This window comes from Providencia sp. JUb39, assembly GCF_012272845.1.
GTDB classification, from domain to species: domain Bacteria; phylum Pseudomonadota; class Gammaproteobacteria; order Enterobacterales; family Enterobacteriaceae; genus Providencia; species Providencia lanzhouensis.
Window position 1 is genome coordinate 3,072,270 of the sequence record NZ_JAAWXD020000001.1, and the last position, 20,987, is coordinate 3,093,256.

General features: G+C 45.0%; 21 protein-coding genes. 8 read left to right on the top strand and 13 right to left on the bottom strand.

Annotated features, from left to right (window positions below; all coding sequences use genetic code 11):
* Positions 1-106 precede the first annotated feature (106 nt).
* From napC to napF, 7 genes are read right to left on the bottom strand one after another with little or no spacing between them, the layout of a single operon-like run.
* The gene (napC, locus tag HFU86_RS14395) at positions 107-709 is read right to left on the bottom strand and encodes a cytochrome c-type protein NapC (protein ID WP_036952097.1); all 603 of its coding nucleotides are present in this window, start codon (positions 707-709) and stop codon (positions 107-109) included.
* Between the two features lie 9 nt (positions 710-718).
* The gene (gene napB, locus HFU86_RS14400) at positions 719-1,168 is read right to left on the bottom strand and encodes a nitrate reductase cytochrome c-type subunit (RefSeq protein ID WP_036952098.1); all 450 of its coding nucleotides are present in this window, start codon (positions 1,166-1,168) and stop codon (positions 719-721) included.
* Entirely contained in the window at positions 1,165-2,028 is an 864-nt protein-coding gene (napH, locus tag HFU86_RS14405) for a quinol dehydrogenase ferredoxin subunit NapH (protein ID WP_187129532.1), read from the bottom strand. Before napH ends, napB begins: the two co-directional genes overlap by 4 nt.
* The gene (napG, locus tag HFU86_RS14410) at positions 2,015-2,710 is read right to left on the bottom strand and encodes a ferredoxin-type protein NapG (protein WP_036952102.1); all 696 of its coding nucleotides are present in this window, start codon (positions 2,708-2,710) and stop codon (positions 2,015-2,017) included. The genes napH and napG overlap by 14 nt, the downstream gene beginning before the upstream one ends.
* Before the next feature lie 6 nt (positions 2,711-2,716).
* Positions 2,717-5,203 (bottom strand): nitrate reductase catalytic subunit NapA, encoded by a 2,487-nt coding sequence (gene napA / locus HFU86_RS14415; RefSeq protein ID WP_132496677.1) that lies wholly within the window; start codon positions 5,201-5,203, stop codon positions 2,717-2,719.
* Positions 5,200-5,469, bottom strand: a complete 270-nt coding sequence (napD, locus tag HFU86_RS14420; protein WP_006660695.1) for a chaperone NapD — start codon at positions 5,467-5,469, stop codon at positions 5,200-5,202. Before napD ends, napA begins: the two co-directional genes overlap by 4 nt.
* On the bottom strand, positions 5,453-5,944 hold the full coding sequence (gene napF / locus HFU86_RS14425) for a ferredoxin-type protein NapF (RefSeq protein WP_154638098.1): 492 nt from the start codon (positions 5,942-5,944) through the stop codon (positions 5,453-5,455). The genes napD and napF overlap by 17 nt, the downstream gene beginning before the upstream one ends.
* Positions 5,945-6,702: 758 nt before the next feature.
* Here napF and nrfA point away from each other — a divergent pair.
* The 7 genes from nrfA (at position 6,703) to HFU86_RS14460 (ending at position 13,778) form a co-directional block, all read left to right on the top strand.
* Positions 6,703-8,136 carry an ammonia-forming nitrite reductase cytochrome c552 subunit gene (nrfA, locus tag HFU86_RS14430; protein WP_036952243.1) on the top strand — a complete coding sequence of 478 codons (1,434 nt, stop codon included), beginning with the start codon at positions 6,703-6,705 and terminating at the stop codon, positions 8,134-8,136.
* A 45-nt stretch (positions 8,137-8,181) separates the two neighbouring features.
* Positions 8,182-8,754: a cytochrome c nitrite reductase pentaheme subunit gene (gene nrfB, locus HFU86_RS14435; protein ID WP_036952108.1), complete on the top strand. Its 573-nt coding sequence runs from the start codon at positions 8,182-8,184 to the stop codon at positions 8,752-8,754.
* A complete protein-coding gene (gene nrfC / locus HFU86_RS14440; RefSeq protein WP_108478307.1) occupies positions 8,751-9,422 on the top strand; it encodes a cytochrome c nitrite reductase Fe-S protein in 672 nt (223 codons plus the stop codon). Before nrfB ends, nrfC begins: the two co-directional genes overlap by 4 nt.
* Positions 9,419-10,375 carry a cytochrome c nitrite reductase subunit NrfD gene (gene nrfD, locus HFU86_RS14445; RefSeq protein ID WP_187129533.1) on the top strand — a complete coding sequence of 319 codons (957 nt, stop codon included), beginning with the start codon at positions 9,419-9,421 and terminating at the stop codon, positions 10,373-10,375. The genes nrfC and nrfD overlap by 4 nt, the downstream gene beginning before the upstream one ends.
* 23 nt (positions 10,376-10,398) lie before the next feature.
* Positions 10,399-12,183, top strand: coding sequence for a heme lyase CcmF/NrfE family subunit (locus HFU86_RS14450; protein WP_187129534.1), 1,785 nt, complete (start codon positions 10,399-10,401; stop codon positions 12,181-12,183).
* Positions 12,176-13,270, top strand: a complete 1,095-nt coding sequence (nrfF, locus tag HFU86_RS14455; protein ID WP_187129535.1) for a heme lyase NrfEFG subunit NrfF — start codon at positions 12,176-12,178, stop codon at positions 13,268-13,270. Before HFU86_RS14450 ends, nrfF begins: the two co-directional genes overlap by 8 nt.
* Positions 13,271-13,376: 106 nt before the next feature.
* A complete protein-coding gene (locus HFU86_RS14460) occupies positions 13,377-13,778 on the top strand; it encodes a hypothetical protein (protein WP_187129536.1) in 402 nt (133 codons plus the stop codon).
* Between the two features lie 57 nt (positions 13,779-13,835).
* Here HFU86_RS14460 and HFU86_RS14465 read toward each other — a convergent pair whose 3' ends face one another.
* Positions 13,836-14,072: a GDCCVxC domain-containing (seleno)protein gene (locus tag HFU86_RS14465; protein WP_132496683.1), complete on the bottom strand. Its 237-nt coding sequence runs from the start codon at positions 14,070-14,072 to the stop codon at positions 13,836-13,838.
* 184 nt (positions 14,073-14,256) lie between these two features.
* Here HFU86_RS14465 and yegD point away from each other — a divergent pair, with 184 nt between their 5' ends.
* Entirely contained in the window at positions 14,257-15,609 is a 1,353-nt protein-coding gene (yegD, locus tag HFU86_RS14470; protein ID WP_132496684.1) for a molecular chaperone, read from the top strand.
* 49 nt (positions 15,610-15,658) lie between these two features.
* Here yegD and HFU86_RS14475 read toward each other — a convergent pair whose 3' ends face one another.
* The 5 genes from HFU86_RS14475 to HFU86_RS14495 all read right to left on the bottom strand — a co-directional run bounded on the left by HFU86_RS14475 (position 15,659) and on the right by HFU86_RS14495 (position 20,977).
* On the bottom strand, positions 15,659-16,330 hold the full coding sequence (locus HFU86_RS14475) for an ABC transporter ATP-binding protein (protein WP_187129537.1): 672 nt from the start codon (positions 16,328-16,330) through the stop codon (positions 15,659-15,661).
* 27 nt (positions 16,331-16,357) lie between these two features.
* Positions 16,358-18,064, bottom strand: a complete 1,707-nt coding sequence (locus HFU86_RS14480) for an ABC transporter permease (RefSeq protein ID WP_187129538.1) — start codon at positions 18,062-18,064, stop codon at positions 16,358-16,360.
* Complete coding sequence (locus tag HFU86_RS14485) at positions 18,048-19,082, bottom strand: Fe(3+) ABC transporter substrate-binding protein (RefSeq protein ID WP_132496804.1); 1,035 nt, start codon at positions 19,080-19,082, stop codon at positions 18,048-18,050. The genes HFU86_RS14480 and HFU86_RS14485 overlap by 17 nt, the downstream gene beginning before the upstream one ends.
* Before the next feature lie 453 nt (positions 19,083-19,535).
* A complete protein-coding gene (locus HFU86_RS14490; RefSeq protein WP_108478311.1) occupies positions 19,536-20,477 on the bottom strand; it encodes a fimbrial protein in 942 nt (313 codons plus the stop codon).
* Between the two features lie 8 nt (positions 20,478-20,485).
* Positions 20,486-20,977 (bottom strand): fimbrial protein, encoded by a 492-nt coding sequence (locus HFU86_RS14495; protein WP_036952250.1) that lies wholly within the window; start codon positions 20,975-20,977, stop codon positions 20,486-20,488.
* Positions 20,978-20,987 lie beyond the last annotated feature (10 nt).

Consider the following 20,987-nt stretch of genomic DNA (forward strand, 5'->3'; position numbering starts at 1 on the left):
GCTGTGCATTAATAATAGCTACAATACACAAAAACCACGTAATTTTATTGATTTATCACAAATACAACTTAGGCTAGCTGACTCAATTAGCCAGCTAGCCTATTTCTTAGAAGCCTGGTTCCACTTCTCGCATATCTGGTAACTTATGCGCAATACCTTTATGGCAATCAATACAGGTTTTTCCGTCTTTTAACGCTTGGTCATGCATTTTTGCAGCGACACTTTTTTGAGCGGTAAAATCCATATAGTCGAAGTTGTGGCAGTTACGGCACTCTTGGGAGTTATTATCCTTCATCCGCCGCCACTCGTTTTGCGCCATTTCTAGGCGATGTGCTTCAAATTTTTGTGGTGTATCAATCACGCCAAAAATCTTACCGTATAACTCTTTACTGGCTTTGATTTTTCTCACCATTTTTGGCACAAACTCATGAGGTACGTGGCAATCAGGGCATGTCGCTCTCACCCCACTACGGTTAGTATAGTGAATGGTATCCATATACTCTTCGTAGACGTTTTCACGCATTTCATGGCAGCTAATACAGAATTCTTCCGTGTTCGCTTTTTCCATTCCGGTATTGAAACCGCCCCAGAAAATAACGCCACCGACGAAACCGATAATCAACAACGTCCCCAACGCTAAACGGCTTGGGCGCCACCACCATTGCCAAACTCGGCGAATGATCCCCGGTTTATCACTTTTATTAGTCATATCCGCCCCTTATTTCCCGAAGCCTTTAGATGGGGTAAAGGTATTATCGATAATCGGCGCAGTATCAGATTGAGGAACATGACACTGTAAGCAGAAATAACGATTTGGTGCCACTTCACCTAATACTTTACCAGTTGCATCCATAAAGTGTGTTGGGCTAATACGTGGTGCGCCAGTGGTACGATAATTTTCCACACCATGGCACTGCAAACAACGGTTTGTATTCGTGGTAATTTGATACCCTTCAACACTGTGAGGGATCATCGGTGGCTGGTTAACGTAGTTCAGTGCCATTTTTTCCTGCTCTTTAGGAATATGAATGCCACTTTCTGGTGTGCCTGACACTTCTGGTGATTGAGCCAGATCGACGCCATTCGCCGACCATGCAAAACTGCTCACGACAACGGCCATACCCGCTATCCAACGGCTTAAAGTTCTTTTCAGGACAGGGTTTTTCATGATTTAGCTCCCGAACTCCATTTTAGTGTTATTTTAAAAACGTCCTCAGAACAGACATCAATACAGCGACCACACGTCGTGCAATCTTTCGCCGTGATCTGTGCTGGGGCTTGTTTATCAAGAACCGGAACGCGCAAAACTTGCGGCTCAGGACAAACGTGGAAACAATCCATACAGCGGTTACACTGCTCTTTTTTATGGGCGGTCACGACTAAAGCCCCTTTACACCCCGCGACACCATACAGTGCGCCGAGTGGGCATAAGTGACCACACCAACCATGTTCCACGACCAATAAATCGAATAAAAAAAGTGCAACTAAAACTAAAGCGCCGCTACCAAAACCAAAAATCAAGCTACGTCCCATCAGAGAAACGGGGTTAATCCATTCCCAGAGCAACGTACCTGTTAATGCCGATCCCAACAAAATGACACCCAGCAAAACATAGCGGATGTAACGTGGTATCGTGGCGGATTGATTGAATTCGAATTTTCGACGTAGCCATGCCGCCGCATCCGTGACCGGATTCACAGGGCACACCCAACTACAGAAAACCCGTTTTCCTAACAGGGCATACACCCCGAAAACAATCCCAGCACCGATTAACGCGGAGATCCCCGGTAAGTAACCACTTGCTAAGCTTTCAAGAGTAATTAGCGGATCCGTTAATGGGATCGTATCCAGCAATAAGCTGCTACTGTAATTGCCATGTAAGATCCACACGCCTAACCATGGACCACTCAAAAACATGGCTAACACTAACAACTGACTGGTACGTCTTAATACCAACCATTTATGGCTTCCCCACCACCCTTTTTTCGCCAGAGCCTCACGTCCGGCATCGTGCTTACGATTTGCCATTGTTTCCCTCCAGCCAACCAAAACGGTAATGGTGACCTAATTCCCCTTTCGCCAGCGAACGTGGCAATACTTTAATTGCCGATTCCTCAAGCACACACGCTTGTTCGCATTTACCGCACCCCGTACAGTAATTACTGTTCACAGTCGGCAAGAAACGCGCGTGTTTACCGGTTCGATGGTTTTGTTCAAGTTCCAGTGTGATAGCTTCGTCAATCACAGGGCAAACTCGGTAGCACACATCGCATCTTAACCCTTGAAAGTTCAAGCAGTTCTCTTGGTCGAGTAACACTGCTAGCCCCATACGAGCATCATTGATAGAAGCAATATCCTTATCCAACGCACCACTTGGGCAGACTTTGGCACAAGGAATGTCTTCACACATTTCGCACGGGTTTTCACGAGCAATAAAATACGGTGTACCCGCTGCCATGCCAGACGCCAATGTAGCAAGTTTCAACATGTCGTAAGGACACGCTTGCACACATTGACCACAGCGCACACAGGCACTTGCAAAGGCACTTTCGTCTAAGGCACCCGGCGGGCGAAGATGCACTCCGCTCGCTCGGGAGGTTTGTTGCTGAAGCCCCAGTACCACACCAACAGCCGCCAGTCCACCCGCTGCGCGAGCAACATCACGCAAAAAACGGCGGCGACTATTCTGGGAACTCGGTTTCTGGGACATACGCAATTACACCTTTTCCAATTTAACTGCACATTTCTTGTAATCCGTCTCTTTCGATAGCGGATCCGTTGCATCCAGAGTGAGGTTATTCACTAACTGAGATGCATCGAAGAATGCCATATAAATCAAACCTTTTGGTGGACGGTTACGACCACGAGTTTCCACGGTAGAGAGCACTTCACCACGGCGAGAAAGCACTTTCACTTTATCCCCACGGCGCAAGTCTTTCGCTTTTGCATCCAGCGGGTTCATAAACACCACGGACTCAGGGAATGCACGGTGCAACTCAGGCACGCGGCGAGTCATACTACCGGTATGCCAATGCTCAAGAACACGTCCGGTGGATAACCATAAATCGTATTCAGCATCTGGCGCTTCTGCGGCTGGTTCAAATGGCAGTGCGAAAATCACCGCTTTACCATCTGGCTTGCCGTAGAATTGGAAACCTTGTCCAGCTTTTACGTAAGGGTCATTACCTTCGCTGTAGCGCCATTGGGTCTCTTTACCATCCACAACTGGCCAGCGGATACCGCGAGCTTTGTGGTATGCATCGAAATCCGCTAAGTCATGACCATGACCACGACCGAAACTTGCGTACTCTTCAAACAGCCCTTTTTGCAGGTAGAAGCCGAGTTCACGAGATTCATCATTCAGCTGGTCAGCAGCCAGTTCTGTAATTGGGAATTTGGTCACTGATTCGTTAGCAAACAGAATGTCGTATAAGGTTTTTCCGCGATATTCTGGTTTCTTCGCTAATAATTCTTCCGGCCAAACGTCTTCCGCTTTGAAGCGACGAGAGAACAGAACCATCTGCATTAAGTCAGATTTTGCTTCCCCTGGTGCTGGCACTTGCTGACGCCAGAATTGTGTACGACGCTCTGCGTTACCGTATGCCCCTTCTTTTTCTACCCACATTGCTGTCGGTAAAATCAGGTCGGCAGAGAGTGCGCTGACGGTTGGGTATGGGTCTGACACCACGATAAAGTTACGTGGGTCACGCCAGCCCGGCATACGCTCTTCATTAATATTTGGACCCGCCTGCATATTGTTATTGCACATCACCCAATAGAAATTGAGCTTGCCATCTTTCAATGCGCGGTCTTGAGCAACAGCGTGTAATCCCACTTTTTCTGGGATAGTTCCCGCAGGTAATTTCCAAACGTTTTCCACTTTTTCACGGTGTTTTTCGTTGGTAACCACCATGTCGGCCGGTAAACGGTGAGAGAAAGTCCCTACTTCACGCGCAGTACCACAGGCTGACGGCTGACCCGTTAAAGAGAACGGTCCACAACCTGGTTGAGAAATTTTACCGGTCAATAAGTGCAGGTTGTATGCCAAGTTATTCGCCCAAACGCCACGCGTGTGCTGGTTAAAGCCCATTGTCCAGTAGGAAACGACTTTCACATTAGGATCTGCATACAGCTTAGCTAACGCTTCTAACTGATCTTTCGGAACACCCGTCATTTCAGCGGTTTTGTCGAGGGTATATTCCGCAACAAACGCTTTGTAATCTTCGAATGTCATTGGATCAGAGGCATCCGAACCTGGGTTTTTCGCCTTCTGCTCTAAGGGATGCGTTGGACGTAAACCATAACCAATATCAGTAACCCCACGACGTAAATTAACGTGTTTATCTAGGAAGTCCTGATTCACCGCATTGTTTTGAATAATGTAGTTAGCGATGTAGTTGAGGATCACTAAGTCTGATTGCGGCGTAAAGACAATGCCGTTATCCGCTAATTCGAAGCTACGGTGTTTAAATGTAGACAGTACAGCGACACGAACATCAGGGTTAGATAGACGACGGTTGGTGATACGCGACCATAAAATTGGGTGCATTTCCGCCATGTTCGAACCCCACAGCACGAAAGCATCTGCATGTTCGATATCATCGTAGCAGCCCATCGGTTCATCCATACCAAAGGTACGCATAAAGCCTACAACCGCGGATGCCATACAGTGACGCGCATTTGGGTCTAAGTTATTTGAACGGAAGCCACCTTTAAATAGTTTGGATGCAGCATAACCTTCCCAAACCGTCCACTGACCGGAACCAAACATTCCAATACCTTCAGGACCTTTCTCTTTGAGGGTGGTTTTGACTTTCTCTTCCATCACATCAAAGGCTTTTTCCCATGTAATTGGGGTAAATTCACCGTTTTTATCGTACTCACCGTCTTTCATACGCAGAAGCGGTTGAGTTAAACGGTCTTTTCCGTACATGATTTTTGGTAGGAAATAGCCTTTGATGCAGTTCAGACCACGGTTTACAGGAGCTTCAGGGTCACCTTGGCTCGCAACGATACGTCCGTTTTGCGTTCCAACTAAAACCCCACAGCCTGTACCGCAGAAACGGCAAGGCGCTTTATCCCATTTAATGCTTTCTTGCTGACCAACCACTGCTTTCGCAATACTTGGTACGCCAACGCCTGCCGCCGCAGCAGCGGCCGCTATCGCATTGGCTTTCATAAAGCTACGACGACTGAGTTTCATACTTTTTCCTCACATTGCTCATCCTGCTGGTGATAAACCAGTGAAACATCCAATACACCATCGATATCACGGATAAAATCGATAGTATCTAAAAGCGTTTTGCTGTCTTCCCCTTCCACAACCACAATTAACTTGCCATTTTCAGGGGAGGAAATAGCCACTTCGCAGTTGGGTTCTTGATGTAATTCATCTGTCACAGCTGGAATGCGTTCACTTTTGACTTGAACAATCAAACTGCAAACTTGCCAGTTATTGTGCATCTTCATGCTCCATGGTAATGGCTGATACAGGACATCCTGCGACACATGCGCCACAACCTGTACAACCCTGCATATCAATGTTTGGCTGGTAAATACCGGCCAGTGATGGACGAAAGGCGATCACTTGAGGCTCACAACTGTCTTCACAACGACGACATTCAATCGATTTGTACGCCAGACAGTGTTGCCCAATGGCAATCTTGATATTCCAAGGCTGGGTATTTTGAGGAAGGAATATAGGCTCAGGACAGGCCTCTGCACATGCATAACAGAATGTGCATTCACCACGCTGAAAATCGACCATGGGATAGCCACCAGGACCCGGTTGCAAAATTGCCGTTTCACAACTCGAGATACACTGGTTACAACGAGTGCACTGTTCAATAAAACGTGCTTCGCTACCACTCCATGGTGGTCGAATTACGGGTGCAGCATTACGCCAAGCCCCCGTTAAAACTCCCCTACGGGTGATATCAACCATGTTTATTTCCTTTACATTGCCCAACCAAAAACTGCTAAAAGAGACTGATAAACCGTACTTTTTATATGATTATTTATTGTGAATATTAATTAGCTAACTATCAAAAATACATACTACCTAGTAGGTAAACTAACTTTTGGCGTTATTATGAAGAAAATAGTCATTCTTTGACGTTTCACATCGAAGACACTGTACAAATATCGAGAAAGGCAAGTTTGAGGTCGTTTTATAATTATTCATTAACATTTAATAAATATGATTTGCGAATTTAAACCTTATTTTTAATAGTCAAATTTATAATTAATGAAAATATATACCACTAAAGTGGTATATCATGAGCACTTTTACAAAAAACTATATTTACTTTTTTTGATTTTACGCACGTTTTAATTCAAAAATTAACCAACTTATTAATCCATTGTATTAGTAAAAATATAATTTATTATAAATATCAGAGTGATAATGAAAACCAAAGGGTGTAAATAACAATCATTATTATTTAATGATTTAATCCATACTCTGCATAAAAAAATAAAGTTTAATATTTTTTTATTTATTCAATTTTCTCCATTTTTATTATTTTTCATCGATTAAAAAGTAAACTCATTTTAATTATTGATCAAAGACAATATTTTTTGTGTGGTTTTTTGCTAATTATATAAGTTGGCAATTGTCTGATAGCAATAGTGCGATTGTTATCAAATATAAAAATAAATACAGCTAATGGGATGGCTGGCTTAAAAACACTCGAGGCCCTTATGGCAAAGATAAGAAATAATGCACTGTACCTACTGAGTGTGCTTGCAGGGATATTTCTATTTACCTCTGTACAGGCACAAACTCCAACAAAAGATTCCACATCAACCATCAACGCTCGAAACGAAACGTTTGAAGCGGCACACCCTGATCAATACCATTCATGGCGAGCAACTTCAGAACAATCACAACGAGAAGATGCACTGGCTGAAGATCCTCGCCTCGTCATCTTATGGGCTGGTTATCCATTCTCCCGTGACTACAACAAACCTCGTGGTCACGCCTATGCGATTATCGATGTTCGTGAAACACTGCGGACTGGCGCGCCAAAAAATGCTGAAGATGGTCCTCTTCCTATGGCATGTTGGAGCTGTAAAAGCCCTGACGTTGCTCGATTAATTCAGGAACATGGGGAAGATGGCTACTTCAAAGGCAAATGGGCAAAAGGTGGCCCTGAAGTCGTCAACGTATTGGGCTGTGCAGATTGCCACAAAACAGACTCACCTGAGTTTGCCAAAGGTAAGCCTGAACTCACTCTTTCTCGCCCATACGCAGAACGTGCCATGGAAGCTATCGGTAAACCGTTCGATAAAGCAAGCCGCTTCGACCAACAATCTATGGTGTGCGGTCAATGTCACGTTGAATACTATTTCTCTGGCGAAACTAAAGCCGTGAAATTCCCTTGGGATAACGGCACCAAAGTCGAAGACATGGAAGTGTACTACGACAACATTGCCTTCTCTGATTGGACAAACTCCCTGTCTAAAGCCCCAATGCTCAAAGCCCAACACCCTGAGTATGAAACTTGGAGCGCAGGTATCCACGGCAAAAACAATGTGACCTGTATTGACTGCCACATGCCAAAACTGCAAAACGAAAAAGGGGAACTGTATACCAGCCATAAAATCGGTAATCCATTCGATAACTTTGAACAAACCTGTAGTAGCTGTCATACCCAAAGCAAAGAGCAACTTCAGAGTATCGTTGCTGAGCGTAAAAAAGCTATCCAAGAGATGAAAATCAAAGTGGAAGATCAGTTAGTACGCGCTCACTTTGAAGCTAAAGCAGCTTGGGATGCAGGCGCAACCGATGCTGAAATGAAAGATATCCTTGCTGATATCCGTCATGCGCAGTGGCGTTGGGATTTAGCTATCGCGTCACACGGTATCCACATGCATGCACCAGATGAAGGGTTACGTATGCTTGGTGGGGCAATGGATAAAGCCGCGGATGCCCGAGCCAAACTGGCGCGTTTACTGGGTTCAAAAGGCATTACTCATGAAATCGCGATCCCAGATATCTCCACCAAAGATAAAGCGCAACAAGCCATCGGCTTGGATATGCAGAAAATTAATGCCGAAAAACAAGAGTTTTTAAAGACTGTGGTACCTGAATGGGATGCACAAGCTCGTAAAAACGACCTGTTAGCCAAATAACCACTCACCCCAGTTCGCTGGGGTGCGATAACCAATGGAGTGAATATGAGCGTACTACGTTCGTTATTAACTGCTGGGGTGCTGGCGTCAGGCTTGTTATGGGCGATATCCGCGTCAGCAACACCACAAATGGCTGAAGAAGCTAACAAAGACGGTCGTTGGCAAGTTACGCAGCAGCGTAATCCAGACAATGCTTGCCTTGATTGCCATAAACCCGATAAAGAAGGGATGCATGGCACTCATGCTGAGGTCATTAACCCGAATAATAATTTGCCGGTGACGTGCACCAATTGTCACGGCAAACCGGGTCCCAATCACCGTGAAGGCGTCAAAGACGTCATGCGGTTTAATGATCCAATGTACAGCGTGGAACAACAAAATAGCGTCTGTTTATCTTGCCACTTACCTGAACAACTACAAAAAGCGTTTTGGCCCCACGATGTTCACGTGACCAAAGTGGCTTGCGCGAGTTGTCATGACCTCCATCCTAAGCAAGACACCATGAAAGTGCTGAACGATAAAGGTAAGGTAAAAATCTGCGTGGATTGTCACTCAGATCAGCGAGATAACCCGAACTTTAACCCCGCTGCGGTGAATGTTCTTAAGGAGCAGCCATGAGTTGTTCTCGTCGTCAATTCATAATCTATTCAGGCGCACTGGCGGCGGTAGGCGGTGTGGCGGGGCATTCTCTCGCCAATACCATGAAAGTTGACGGGGTGCGATATGGCATGATCCACGATGAAACACTGTGTATCGGCTGTACCGCCTGTATGGATGCATGTCGGGAAGTCAACCAAGTTCCAGAAGGCGTATCACGCCTCACGATTATTCGTAGTGAACCCATCGGCCAATTTCCTGACGTCAAATATCGGTTCTTCCGCCACTCTTGCCAACATTGCGAACATGCCCCTTGTGTCGATGTCTGTCCTACAGGGGCTTCATTCATCGATAAAACCACGGGGATTGTGGATGTAAACCCCGATCTGTGCGTTGGCTGTCAATACTGTATTGCCGCCTGCCCTTACCGCGTCAGATTTATTCATCCCATCAGCAAAACCGCCGATAAATGCGATTTTTGCCGTAAAACCAATCTCAAAAAAGGGAAACAACCGGCTTGTGTCGAAGCCTGCCCAACCAAAGCGTTGGTGTTTGGTAATTTAGATGATCCAAACAGTGCGGTATCACTAATGCTCCATGAAAAACCGACCTATCGATTCAAAATTGCACTGGGAACGAAACCCAAAATGTACCGAGTTCCCTTTAAATATGGGGAGGTTAGCCAATGACAACCACTTCAGCTTTTCATTTTGAGCCGTTAGTCTGGGACTGGCCTATCGCCGTTTACCTGTTTTTGATTGGTATCTCTGCGGGGTTAGTGGTTCTGGCAGTATTGATGCGCCAATATGTACCCAATGCTGCCACCAGCAATAGTACTATCATGCGTACAACGCTAATTTTAGCGCCGACCACCATTATTCTTGGTCTACTGATCCTCATTTTCCATTTAACCCGTCCATGGACGTTCTGGAAATTGATGTTTCACTACAGCCCAACTTCTGTGATGTCCATGGGGGTGATGCTGTTCCAAGTTTACATGGCGGTGTTAGTGGTTTGGCTGGCTAAAATTTATGAGCAAGAACTCGTTGGGTTACAACAAAAATGGCTACCTAAGCTAACGATAGTGCCTCGCGTTTTAGGCTGGCTAAGTCGCATCATGCGCGGGTTAGATATTGCTATGCTAGTCTTAGCCGTATTACTAGGCGCTTATACGGGATTCTTGTTATCAGCCCTCAAATCCTATCCGTTCTTAAACAACCCAATATTACCGGCTCTATTCCTCTTTTCGGGAATTTCGTCGGGACTGGCGGTGAGTTTACTGGCAATCGCCCTGCGCTATCGCAAGAATGTTCATAACCCTGAAACGGTCTTTTTACACCGCGTAGAAAGCTTCGTTGTCTGGTTAGAGATATTTTTGCTAGCGGCCTTCTTTGTGGGGTTAGCGCTCGGTGATGATGGCAAACTGCGTTCATTAATTGCGGCATTAGGCGGAGGTTTCTGGACGTGGTGGTTCTGGCTTGGCGTCGTGGGGATTGGTTTTGTTATTCCCCTCCTGTTGAAAAAATGGCAACAACAAGGTAGCCAAGCTTTTCGGGTTATTGTGGTCAGTGGCGCAAGCTTAATTGGCGTGTTTTTCCTGCGTTTTTTCGTCCTGTACGCAGGGCAACTGACAGTCGCATAACCGACTTAAAATAAAGGTGATACTTGGAAATTTTCCTTCCCGAAATAGGGTTTATCAGCTTGCTACTGGCGCTGTGTATCACCGGCTATCATACCCTATTGGGGTTTATCGGCGTTTTCAGGCACGTCCCGAGGCAAATGTCTCAGGGCGTGCTCTGGACGTCTTTGCAATTCACGTTTTTACTAATCGCCTTTCTCTGCTTAACCGCCAGCTTTGTTTTCAGTGATTTTTCCGTTATCTATGTGGCTCAGCATAGCCACAGTTTATCCCCCCTAGTGATTAAAATTGCTGCCGTTTGGGGAGGGCACGAAGGTTCGCTGCTGCTGTGGGTTCTGTTTTTCTCTGGCTGGAGTACCTTATTTGCATGGCGTTATCGCCGCCAAAATAGCCCATTTTTCCCTTTAACGTTGTGTGTACTGGCTGCTATATGCACGGCGTTATTGCTGTTTGTTGTGTTCTATTCCAACCCATTTGAACGCCTGTTTCCGCCTGCAATTGAAGGTCGCGACCTCAACCCGATGCTGCAACATTGGGGGCTAATTTTACACCCGCCACTACTTTACCTTGGTTACAGCGGATTGATGCTAGTGGCAGCGTTAGTGCTCGCATCATTAATGGCGACACCTACCCTACTTCCCGAAAATTCCAGCCAGACTATTGCTCAGTTGTGTTGGCGATTTGCAGTACCAAGTTGGTGCATACTCACTAGCGGTATCATCCTCGGTTCTTGGTGGGCATACAGTGAATTAGGCTGGGGAGGATGGTGGTTTTGGGACCCTGTTGAAAACGCCTCTTTACTTCCTTGGCTTTCTGCCACGGCATTACTACACAGCTTATCTATCACTCGCCGAACAGGGCTATATCGTCACTGGAGCCTGTTGCTGGCGATTATCACATTAATTTTAGCGCTGCTCGGTACACTGATTGTCCGCTCGGGGATCTTAGTGTCCGTTCATGCATTTGCCTTAGATAACGTGCGTGCCGTTCCGCTATTTTTGCTATTTAGCGTTTTAAGCCTTGGCGCACTATTTATTTATGGTTGGAAGGCGAAATTTCCTCCTCAAGAGCCTCAGCGCAAAACATCACGTGAAATCTATTTATTACTGACTTTGATTTTGTTTACCGCGATTTTATGTATCGTACTGACTGGCACCTTATACCCGATGCTCTATGGTTTATTAGGGTTAGGTAAGATCTCGGTGGGCGCCCCCTATTTCAATCAGACATTACTGCCATTTGGCCTGTTTATGCTGGTGGTAATAGTGCTTGCCACGCTCAAATATCGCGATATTGCCAAGAACGAAAATCACAAGCCACTTCAACGGTTGTCGATGATTGTTCAGCAAAAACGCCCTGCCATTGTCGCTCACGCAGGGGTTGTTTTATTCGCCATGGGGATCGCTCTTTCCTCAACACAGAAAGCAGAAATCAGCCAAAATATCGCCGTCGGGCAATCAATCTCAGTTGGCGGATATCAATTCCAATTTCAACAATTACAACTGGCTGCTGAATCTAACTACACCACCGAGAAAGCGCTGATCCACGTCAGTCAAAATGCAGGTCAAAATGGCTTTGACCTTATCACTGAGCGCCGCCTGTATATGGCTCGCCAGCAACTGATGATAGAACCGGGGATCCACTGGGGATGGTTGCGTTCTTGGTATGTGGTGCTGGGAGAAAAAACGGGCACTGAGCGCTATGCAATGCGTTTTTATGTACAAGAAGGCATTCAATGGATTTGGGGTGGTGGATTTGTGATGTGCTTAGGTGCACTGATGAGTTGGTTTAGGGGGCGGAAACATGATTAAAAAAATCGTTATGCTGTTTCTGCTCTTGTGCTCCTTGAATGTTCACGCCCAAATTGTGGATACATGGGCATTTAATTCCAATGAGGAGCAGGAATTATCCTTGCAGATTGCTTCACAGCTACGTTGCCCGCAATGCCAAAACCAAAATTTATTAGAATCTAATGCACCTACCGCGGTCAGCATGCGCCATCAAGTCTTTAAAATGGTTTCTGAAGGAAAAAGTGAATCTCAGATTAAACGCTATATGACCGAGCGTTATGGTGACTTTGTTTTATATAATCCCCCATTAACGCTTAGTACCCTACTATTATGGTTACTTCCCGTATTTGCTGTTCTTTGTATTATCTTTATTTTATGGAAAACATTAAAAGTAAAAAATAAAATTAATCAGCCCGTTATTTTATTAGATAATGCGATTCCATTAATAGAAAAATACAACCAGACTCACTCTGACATACAGTTATTACCAGCTATCAATAATGAAAAAACACTTCAGCATTCTCATTGGAATAAGATAAGTAACACCCTTATTCTCATCATAATCTGCATTATGATAGCGGGATATTTTTTATTACCGCGATTCCATTCAACACTTGATTTATATCAAAGACAAAATGACCCTATCTTGCTGTTTACACCATTAGAGCGTGAAACGCAGGATCTACAACGTTTACAAGCAGATATCCGCCAATCCCCTGAAAACAGTGAGCTTTGGGCTGTTTTAGGTGAATACTATCTTTATCAAAATAGCTATGAAAATGCCTTAATTGCCTATGGCTATGCACTCAAATATCGCGGAGAGAATGCCCAACTCTATGCCGCAATTGCCACGGTGATGTATTACCAAGCCGGACAAGTGGTTACAAATGACACACAAAAAATGATAGACAAAGCATTAAGTCTAGATAAGAATGAAGTCACCGCATTGATGTTATTAGCCTCAGATGCCTTTATCAATGCCAATTACACAACGGCGATTAATATCTGGCAAAACCTACTTGATAGTAATAATCCTAGAGTCAATCGCGCTCAAATTATTGAAGCCATTCACATGGCTAAATTAATGGAAAATAGTGGGAAACAGTGAATACAAATAATAAAGGCGCCTGAACCTTTATTACCTCGCGGCATCCATAATTGATAAAAAATAATAATAATTTTATTTATTAAATATAATAATCTAGAAAAATACCATGACGAATAAGATGCTTTCTATCTTAGTGATTATTCTTATCGCAGGAGGATCATTTCTTGCAGGAGTAATGACTAACTACACACCTGATTTAGATGTTATCAAGAAATCAGAGCGGGCAGTGGAAGACCTGCTGAGCTTCCCTAAAACCGTCGAATTTAAAGATGTGAAATACCATGTCATCAGAGAGACCTCTGATCGCGGTATGCTAGGCTATGTTTGTGGTCAAGTTCTGGTATTTGATGCAAAAAATAGCTATAGCTACAAACGTTTTATGGTGAAAACGTATCTGAATGAAGATGGAAGAAATGTCGTTTCTATTCCACTATTGGATAGAGACGAAATGGAATTTCCGATCGAGGAATTTAATTATTTGTGGCGTAAAAATTGTCAGAATAGATAATTATACTTAATTGAATATTATCTATCCCCTACGAAATTAATGATTTTTCTCTGTACTTTATTTACAACAACATGAAGGCTTGCCTGTTAATTCTGCTTCTTGGATTGGCGGGCATTTCACTGTGCCATAAGAACAAAAAACGCAGCAATCCCCTTCTAATGGCTTTAATAATACACCGCAACCAGTGCATTCATAAAACCACTGACAAGCATTGGTTGGCATCTCTTCCATTTTCGAACACCTACATTCTGGGCATGTAATTTCAGACATCAATTCAATTTTGGCTTGACTCATTTGATACTCGATAGGGCATTTCACAATAAATAATATTATTTATCTTACAAAATTACGTTGCCCTTATCCTTGCGCCAAATTAGGTTTCCCACACAAAATAAAAATGCGGTTCCAATAGCATTTCCCGCAAGGTTGATATACAGTTTTCCACTTTTTTCAAAGCACCCTAGATTTTGGAGGCGAAATGTTTATTGGTTTTGACTACGGAACATCTAACTGCTCCGTCGCAATCATGAAAGATGGCAAACCACAATTGTTACCCCTTGAAGGCAACAATTTTTATATTCCATCAACCTTGTGTGCGCCGACAAGAGAATCGGTTTCAGAGCACTTATTTCGCCATCTGAATATTTCTCCGACAGACTCAGTTGGTCAGCAAATCCTCCGACGCTCTATTGCATTTAATCAGGATGAAGGCATTGAACTGGAGCCGGAAGATATTGTTTTCGGACAAGCTGCGCTGGACTTATATTTAAGTGACCCTCGTGATGTCTACTATGTAAAATCACCAAAGTCTTTTTTAGGTGCATCAGGCTTACACGAAACCCAAGTCAGTTTCTTCGAAGATTTAGTGTGCGCCATGATGGCAAATATCAAGCATACTGCCGAAGCAAGTACCCAACAAACCATCACTGACACCGTGATTGGTCGCCCAATTAACTTCCATGGACGTGGTGGCGAACTGGCGAACCAGCAAGCGGAAGCTATCTTATTAAAAGCAGCTAAACGTGCTGGATTTCAGAATATTGCGTTCCAGTTTGAGCCAGTTGCGGCAGGGTTAGAGTATGAATCCACCCTCACCAAAGATCAGACCATTTTAGTGGTGGATATTGGTGGGGGAACCACCGACTGCTCACTGATCCAAATGGGGCCTAGCTACAAAGATAGCCACGATCGTACAAGTTCTTTGCTAGCACATACCGGTCAACGTGTTGGCGGAAACGATCTGGATATTTTCATTGCCTTAAAACAGTTAATGCAGCTTTTTGGTATGGAAAGCCAGTATCAATCGGGAATCAAAATGCCTCTATTGCAGTTTTGGAACCCGATTGCCATTAATAATGTGGAAGCGCAAAAAGAGTTTTATTCTCGCGCTAACCTCAATGCATTAACCCGCTTACAACAAGATGCTCAAGAGCCAGCCTTGCTGGCACGTTTGCTCGAGGTTTATCACCAAACGCTGGGTTACAGCATTGTACGCAAAGCGGAAGAGGCGAAAATCGCACTCTCTGATGAGCAAAATTACTTGGCGAAAATTGCATTATCAAAAGAGCTGCTTGAAGTGAATATTGGACGTGACCAATTGATTGATGCGATTGAATCACCAAAAAGCAAAATGATTGAGTTGGTGAAAGAAGCCGTTGTACAAGGAGGCGTTCAACCGGACGCTATTTTTGTCACCGGGGGTAGCGCTCGCTCGCCTATCTTACATCAAGCGATTCAAGAACAACTGCCGAACATTCCCATTGTTCGTGGTGATGACTTTGGCTCGGTTACCGCTGGATTAGCCCGCTGGGCGCAAACCTGCTTTAAATAATCGACTTCCCAATGCCGTTTGTGCGGCATTGGGTTTTCACGATCCTCAACTACTCCTCGAGTAAACGCCCCTCTTTTAAGTAGCTGATTTTATTTGCCATTAACTGAGCTTCGTCTTCACTGTGGGTCACTAACAGCGCCGTCTGCCCCGCTGCACGTAAAATATCCCGCACTTCTTGCCCTAAGCGTTTTCGGCTATCCGGATCAAGGCTAGAAAGCGGTTCATCCAGCAACAGTACTGCTGGCTGTGGCGCTAACGCTCGTGCTAATGCAATACGCTGCTGCTGACCACCCGACATTTCGTGAGGATAGCGTTCCGCTAAGCCGCTCAATTCAACCAAGGTTAATAGTTGTTGAACGCGAGCGTGTTGCTGCTCTTTAGGCTGTTTTCTTAGCCCAAATGCCACGTTCTGCGCCGCCGTTAAATGAGGAAACAAGGCATAATCTTGGAAAACCATACCAACATTACGCTGTTCAGGCGGAAGATGAAGATTTGGACCCGCAACACAGCGACCACCCACGTAGATGGTTCCTTGCTCTACCTGCTCAAACCCAGCAATCGCTCTCAATGCCGTGGTTTTTCCGCATCCTGAAGCTCCAAGTAAACAGCCAATTTCCCCTGCATCGATATGCAAAGAAAAACCATTAAGTACATGGTTACGTTGATGTTTGTTGCCATAAGAAACATGGACATTGTCAAGAACTAAGGTTGAATCAGACACCGAAGACATTCCTTAACATAATCATTTTTATTGAGACGACCGTTTTGATTGAGATGAAGTCAGCTGACTGCGCGCTAGGAGGATCACAGGCAATGTCCCTGCTAGCACAATTAATAGTGCCGCGATCGCGCCTTCTTCATAGGTTCCTCGCGCTGCCTCTGCATATAATGAGGTTGCTAACGTCTCAAAATTCACCGGACGTAAAAGTAATGTGGTCGGCAACTCTTTCATCGCATCCGCAAAAACCAATAAAGCACTGGTGACGAGTGCCGGACGTAATAGCGGAAGGTGCACTCGAAAGAACGTTCGCAGCTCGCTTTCCCCTAACAGCCTTGAGGCTTGTTCCATACTCGGCGGAATACGGGTTAACCCAGCATCAATCGCCCCAATGGAGATCGCCATAAATCGAATTGAGCAGCAGATAACCAATAAAATTCCCGTAGATAACAGCGGTAATCCTCGAAAATCCAATAGCTCCGCCAGAAAATTATCCAGCGCCATACCCGGTGTTAACAAACCAATCGCTAATACCGTTCCTGGTACTGCATAACCCAGCGACGCAATTTTCATTAAGGCTCGTCGCCATTCTTGAGATGAACCAGAAATTGCACTCGCTCTGGCATACCACGCTACCACAATGCTCACCAACGTCACCACGGCGGTGACACCCGCCGCTAGCAATAATGAGTTTTGTAGTGATTGCAACAGGCTGCTTGAGATTGTCATGCTGTCACTGATGCGTTTAAGGCTTTCCCATCCCAAAAAAAGTGCCGGTGCTAAAAAGCCTAACACCACCGGTAGCGCGGTGACACACGTGGCTAATACGGCTCGCCATCCCGTTAAACGCGATGGCAAGATCCCACGCATTTGCCGCCCAGTACTGTAACGCTGATTTTTTCGACCGTAATATTCTAATGCTAGCAACAAGATAATCACGGTTAACATCGAGCAGGCAATTTGCGCCGCAGCGGGTAGATCAGAGCGAGTCACCCATGTGGTGTACACCGTCACGGTCAATGTATTCACACCTAAAAATTCCGATGCGCCGATATCATTGAGGGTTTCCAGCAGAGCGAGGCTAGTACCCACTACTAATGCAGGGCGCGCCATGGGTAACGCCACTCGGAAAAATGTTCCCGTGGAACTGAGCCCAAGGGTTCGAGCCGCTTCCAGCAAATGGGCTGGCTGGCTCATAAACATGGCTCGCATGGTCAAGTAAACATAGGGATAAAGCACCAGTCCAAGCAACAAAATGGCGCCCGTCATTGAACGAAGATCAGGGAGGCGGAATTGGCGCGGTGAGTCGTACCCTAACACGCTACGAATAAATTCTTGAATCGGTCCAATAGGATGCAGTAAATCTAACCATGCAAACGCCACAATATAGGTTGGCATCGCAAGGGGCAGTAGCAGCGCCCAGCTAAACAGCTTTCGACCTGGGAAATCAAATGCGGTGACCAGCCAGGCACACCCCGCGCCAATGGTCATCACCATGGCACCAACACCCAGCAGTAAAATTAAGGTATTTAAGGTAGCATCGGGAAGCACATAGCGCATCAAATGTTCCCAATGGCTGAATCCAGAGCTTGCGGCCAGACCCAATAAAAACAACAAAGGGGTCAGAACGCCAAGCGTAATGACCACCACGGAAAGAGTTAATGGCGAGAAACCGACGCGCGGCAGCCCGAAAGCCCCGCGCGTAGAGGTTAAGCCAGTTTTATTGATCGAATCCAACTTTATCTACCAACTGACTCGCTTGTTTACGGTATTTCACAATTTCAGTAAGTGGGAGGGTATCCACATTGATTTCCCCAATTGCGTTATTGATAGTGGCATCCAGTGGAACGCCTTTGCGAATTGGGTATTCATAGTTTGCTTGGGCGTACAGTTGCTGAGCAGGAACAGAAACCAGATATTCCATCAACTTAACCGCTTCTGCTTTATGGGGAGCATGACGCGCAACGGCTGCACCAGTGATGTTGACGTGCGTACCGCCATCGGTAAAGGTTGGCTGAACCACTTTGATAGCATCCCCCCATTTACGTGCGTCAGTGCCTTCTTTGGCATTTTTCATGTGACCCACATAGTAAGAGTTCGCTAAACCAACATCGCAGATACCGCCAAGGATATCACGAGCGACATCGCGATCACCGCCTGTTGCTTTGCGGGCTAAGTTGGCTTTCACGCCACGTAACCACGCTTCCGTTTTCGCTTCACCGTCGTGGGCAATCATTGCTGCCACTAACGCTGTGTTATACGGGTGCTGGCCTGCGCGGATACAAATTTTGTCTTTCCATTTAGGGTCGGCTAAATCTTCATACGTGATGCTAGTTAACGGTAAATCTTTTTCCGCATACAGCACTCGAGCGCGCATCGATAAACCAAACCATTGGTTATCTTTATCACGTAATGAAGCCGGAATAGCATCATTTAATACTTTTGAATCAACAGGCTGCGTAACACCGGCTTCGACTAAATCAATGAGGTTACCCGCATCCACCGTCATTAATAAGTCTGCGGGGGAGTTTTTACCTTCCGCTTTGACGCGCTCTAACATGCCGTCTTTGACATAGACAGTGTTGACGTCAATGGCAGTTTCTTTGGTAAAGGCATCCAGCAGTGGCTGGATCAGTCCTGGTTCACGAGTGGTATATAACGTTAAGGAATCTTTTGCCATGGCAGGCAGTGCACAGGTAACAATAAGCGATGAGGCCAACGTAATTAAACGCGTTTTATTACGTAAAAAATACATTTTTTTCAACATGTTGCTATCTTCTCCAAGGTGAAGTGATGCTTAAACTAGTATATTGAATATTTTTAACTGGTCGAAAAAAGTATATTGATAACCAATCTCGTTTGCAAATTGTTTTCATCGGTTAATAATACGCATTAATGACTATTAAAATTTATTTATAATTTATTATTTAGCATTTATTCTTTTTTGAAGGATTTTTTGCGTATGGTCTGCGGTCTGTATTCAGAGTTTGTAAAATAATATCCAAGATTACCAAAACGATAATGATAACCATATTCTACAATAATATTAATAGGTTGAGGTCTCGGTGATGGGAAAGTGATAAAAGATCCACTGCTCCCCTATCACAACGGATCATCCGAATTTCTGCTGAGCATATGAATCTTTATTTAACGCAAAAAGGCTCAAGATATTTCTTCTTGAGCCTTTTCATCTATCTAATTCAATTCACTAATCATACATAAATGTCACGCCAATCACCGACTGCACTTTCCCAGCAGTCACCTGACCTTGAGTTCTAGAATATCGCGCGCTTAGCCCTAAGTTCACCGCTGAACTTCCTACTCGACCTAACTGAACGTTTTGGTTTGCTGGGATTGCATTACCATTGCGAACCATCTGGATCCCGACCCCTTTTGCAGCGTTAGCGCCAGACAGTGTATTAGCAAAAATATTGCTGCTCGTATCGGTTGTTCCCGTTAAATAGTAGGAGATATTTTGGCTTGAAGCGCAATAGATCGATAAGGGTACCGGCTGAGCACTTCCCGGATATTCCGGTAAATTGACGACCACATTACGCGAAGAAACATCACAGCCACCAATAGGTACCACAACATCATTGTTGGCATACAAATTCCATGTAAAGGTCGATGTATTGACGTTACCGCCCCCTACTATGTTAGAACCAACTTGGTACATTACCAATGTCGCAAAGTGAGTTCCTCGGTTAACCACTACACCACCCGCCGCAGAAATTGGGGTTAAATACAATTGGGTATTCCATGCTGTGTAATTGCCCGATGGAAAATCTTGCTGGTGAGTTGGGTTAGTCAAAGGGAACGTATAGCTTGAGCCATAATACCGTAATGAGCCTCGAAAGTTATTCAATACCCCACCATAAGCGGAACCACGTATCATGTTCACTTGGTCACGTCGCGCTGATGGGTCATCGTTCTTACAAAATATTGAATTCGACAAATCGACCACTAAGTTTTGACCAGCTTGAACACTTGGCTGCAAATTAACATACGCATTAGCAGTCACTGGGCTTTGTGTGTAGCTTAAAACGTTTCCTGTTGAGTCGTAACAGGTAAAAGCATACACCGAAGAAACACCGGCAAAATAGATAAATGTGTTAACAAAGATTAATTTAACTAGCTGTTTTATATTCATAATATTGCTCACAGATACGTGTAGGTGACATCAATTGCCGCTTGGATGGTGCCTTGTGTCGCCCCGCCTCTAACCGATATTGCCCTTACCTGTAAAGGAAAACTGGTTGAAAGCGTTGCATCGCTGACTGGCATGCGTTTTTGTGCGCCGTTATTTAAATTATTGCCCGATGAATCTTGAAGTTGCAGCTGGATATTGCCTGCCGTACCTTGGTTTTTGTAGTATCCCACCGAATCAGCGACACCTTTAAAAGTCGCCATAACCACTGATGTACCAACAGGGCAATTGGTCAAATCCAGCGACACCGTATGCCAATCCGATGCCGACCCCGGTGAGGTCAAATTGAACGTGTAAAGATCACCCAGATCCACATTAGCTGTCTTGGTTGATACCGTACAAGGTTTCGCAACAACGCTCCCATTAACCGTCACGGTTACGTCAGCCGCGTGTGTGGAGGTTATTGATGAAGATAACAGCCCCAAAAATAAAGCTGTCATCATTGTTGATTTA

Coding starts and splice junctions, on each gene's coding strand:
- napC (WP_036952097.1), bottom strand. CDS start 709: ATGACTAATAAAAGTGATAAACCGGGGATCATTCGCCGAGTTTGGCAA.
- nrfA (WP_036952243.1), top strand. CDS start 6,703: ATGGCAAAGATAAGAAATAATGCACTGTACCTACTGAGTGTGCTTGCA.
- nrfC (WP_108478307.1), top strand. CDS start 8,751: ATGAGTTGTTCTCGTCGTCAATTCATAATCTATTCAGGCGCACTGGCG.
- nrfD (WP_187129533.1), top strand. CDS start 9,419: ATGACAACCACTTCAGCTTTTCATTTTGAGCCGTTAGTCTGGGACTGG.
- napG (WP_036952102.1), bottom strand. CDS start 2,710: ATGTCCCAGAAACCGAGTTCCCAGAATAGTCGCCGCCGTTTTTTGCGT.
- napD (WP_006660695.1), bottom strand. CDS start 5,469: ATGAAGATGCACAATAACTGGCAAGTTTGCAGTTTGATTGTTCAAGTC.
- HFU86_RS14485 (WP_132496804.1), bottom strand. CDS start 19,082: ATGTATTTTTTACGTAATAAAACGCGTTTAATTACGTTGGCCTCATCG.
- HFU86_RS14495 (WP_036952250.1), bottom strand. CDS start 20,977: ATGATGACAGCTTTATTTTTGGGGCTGTTATCTTCATCAATAACCTCC.
- HFU86_RS14490 (WP_108478311.1), bottom strand. CDS start 20,477: ATGAATATAAAACAGCTAGTTAAATTAATCTTTGTTAACACATTTATC.
- HFU86_RS14465 (WP_132496683.1), bottom strand. CDS start 14,072: ATGAGTCAAGCCAAAATTGAATTGATGTCTGAAATTACATGCCCAGAA.
- napB (WP_036952098.1), bottom strand. CDS start 1,168: ATGAAAAACCCTGTCCTGAAAAGAACTTTAAGCCGTTGGATAGCGGGT.
- napF (WP_154638098.1), bottom strand. CDS start 5,944: ATGGTTGATATCACCCGTAGGGGAGTTTTAACGGGGGCTTGGCGTAAT.
- nrfF (WP_187129535.1), top strand. CDS start 12,176: ATGATTAAAAAAATCGTTATGCTGTTTCTGCTCTTGTGCTCCTTGAAT.
- napA (WP_132496677.1), bottom strand. CDS start 5,203: ATGAAACTCAGTCGTCGTAGCTTTATGAAAGCCAATGCGATAGCGGCC.
- HFU86_RS14460 (WP_187129536.1), top strand. CDS start 13,377: ATGACGAATAAGATGCTTTCTATCTTAGTGATTATTCTTATCGCAGGA.
- nrfB (WP_036952108.1), top strand. CDS start 8,182: ATGAGCGTACTACGTTCGTTATTAACTGCTGGGGTGCTGGCGTCAGGC.
- napH (WP_187129532.1), bottom strand. CDS start 2,028: ATGGCAAATCGTAAGCACGATGCCGGACGTGAGGCTCTGGCGAAAAAA.
- yegD (WP_132496684.1), top strand. CDS start 14,257: ATGTTTATTGGTTTTGACTACGGAACATCTAACTGCTCCGTCGCAATC.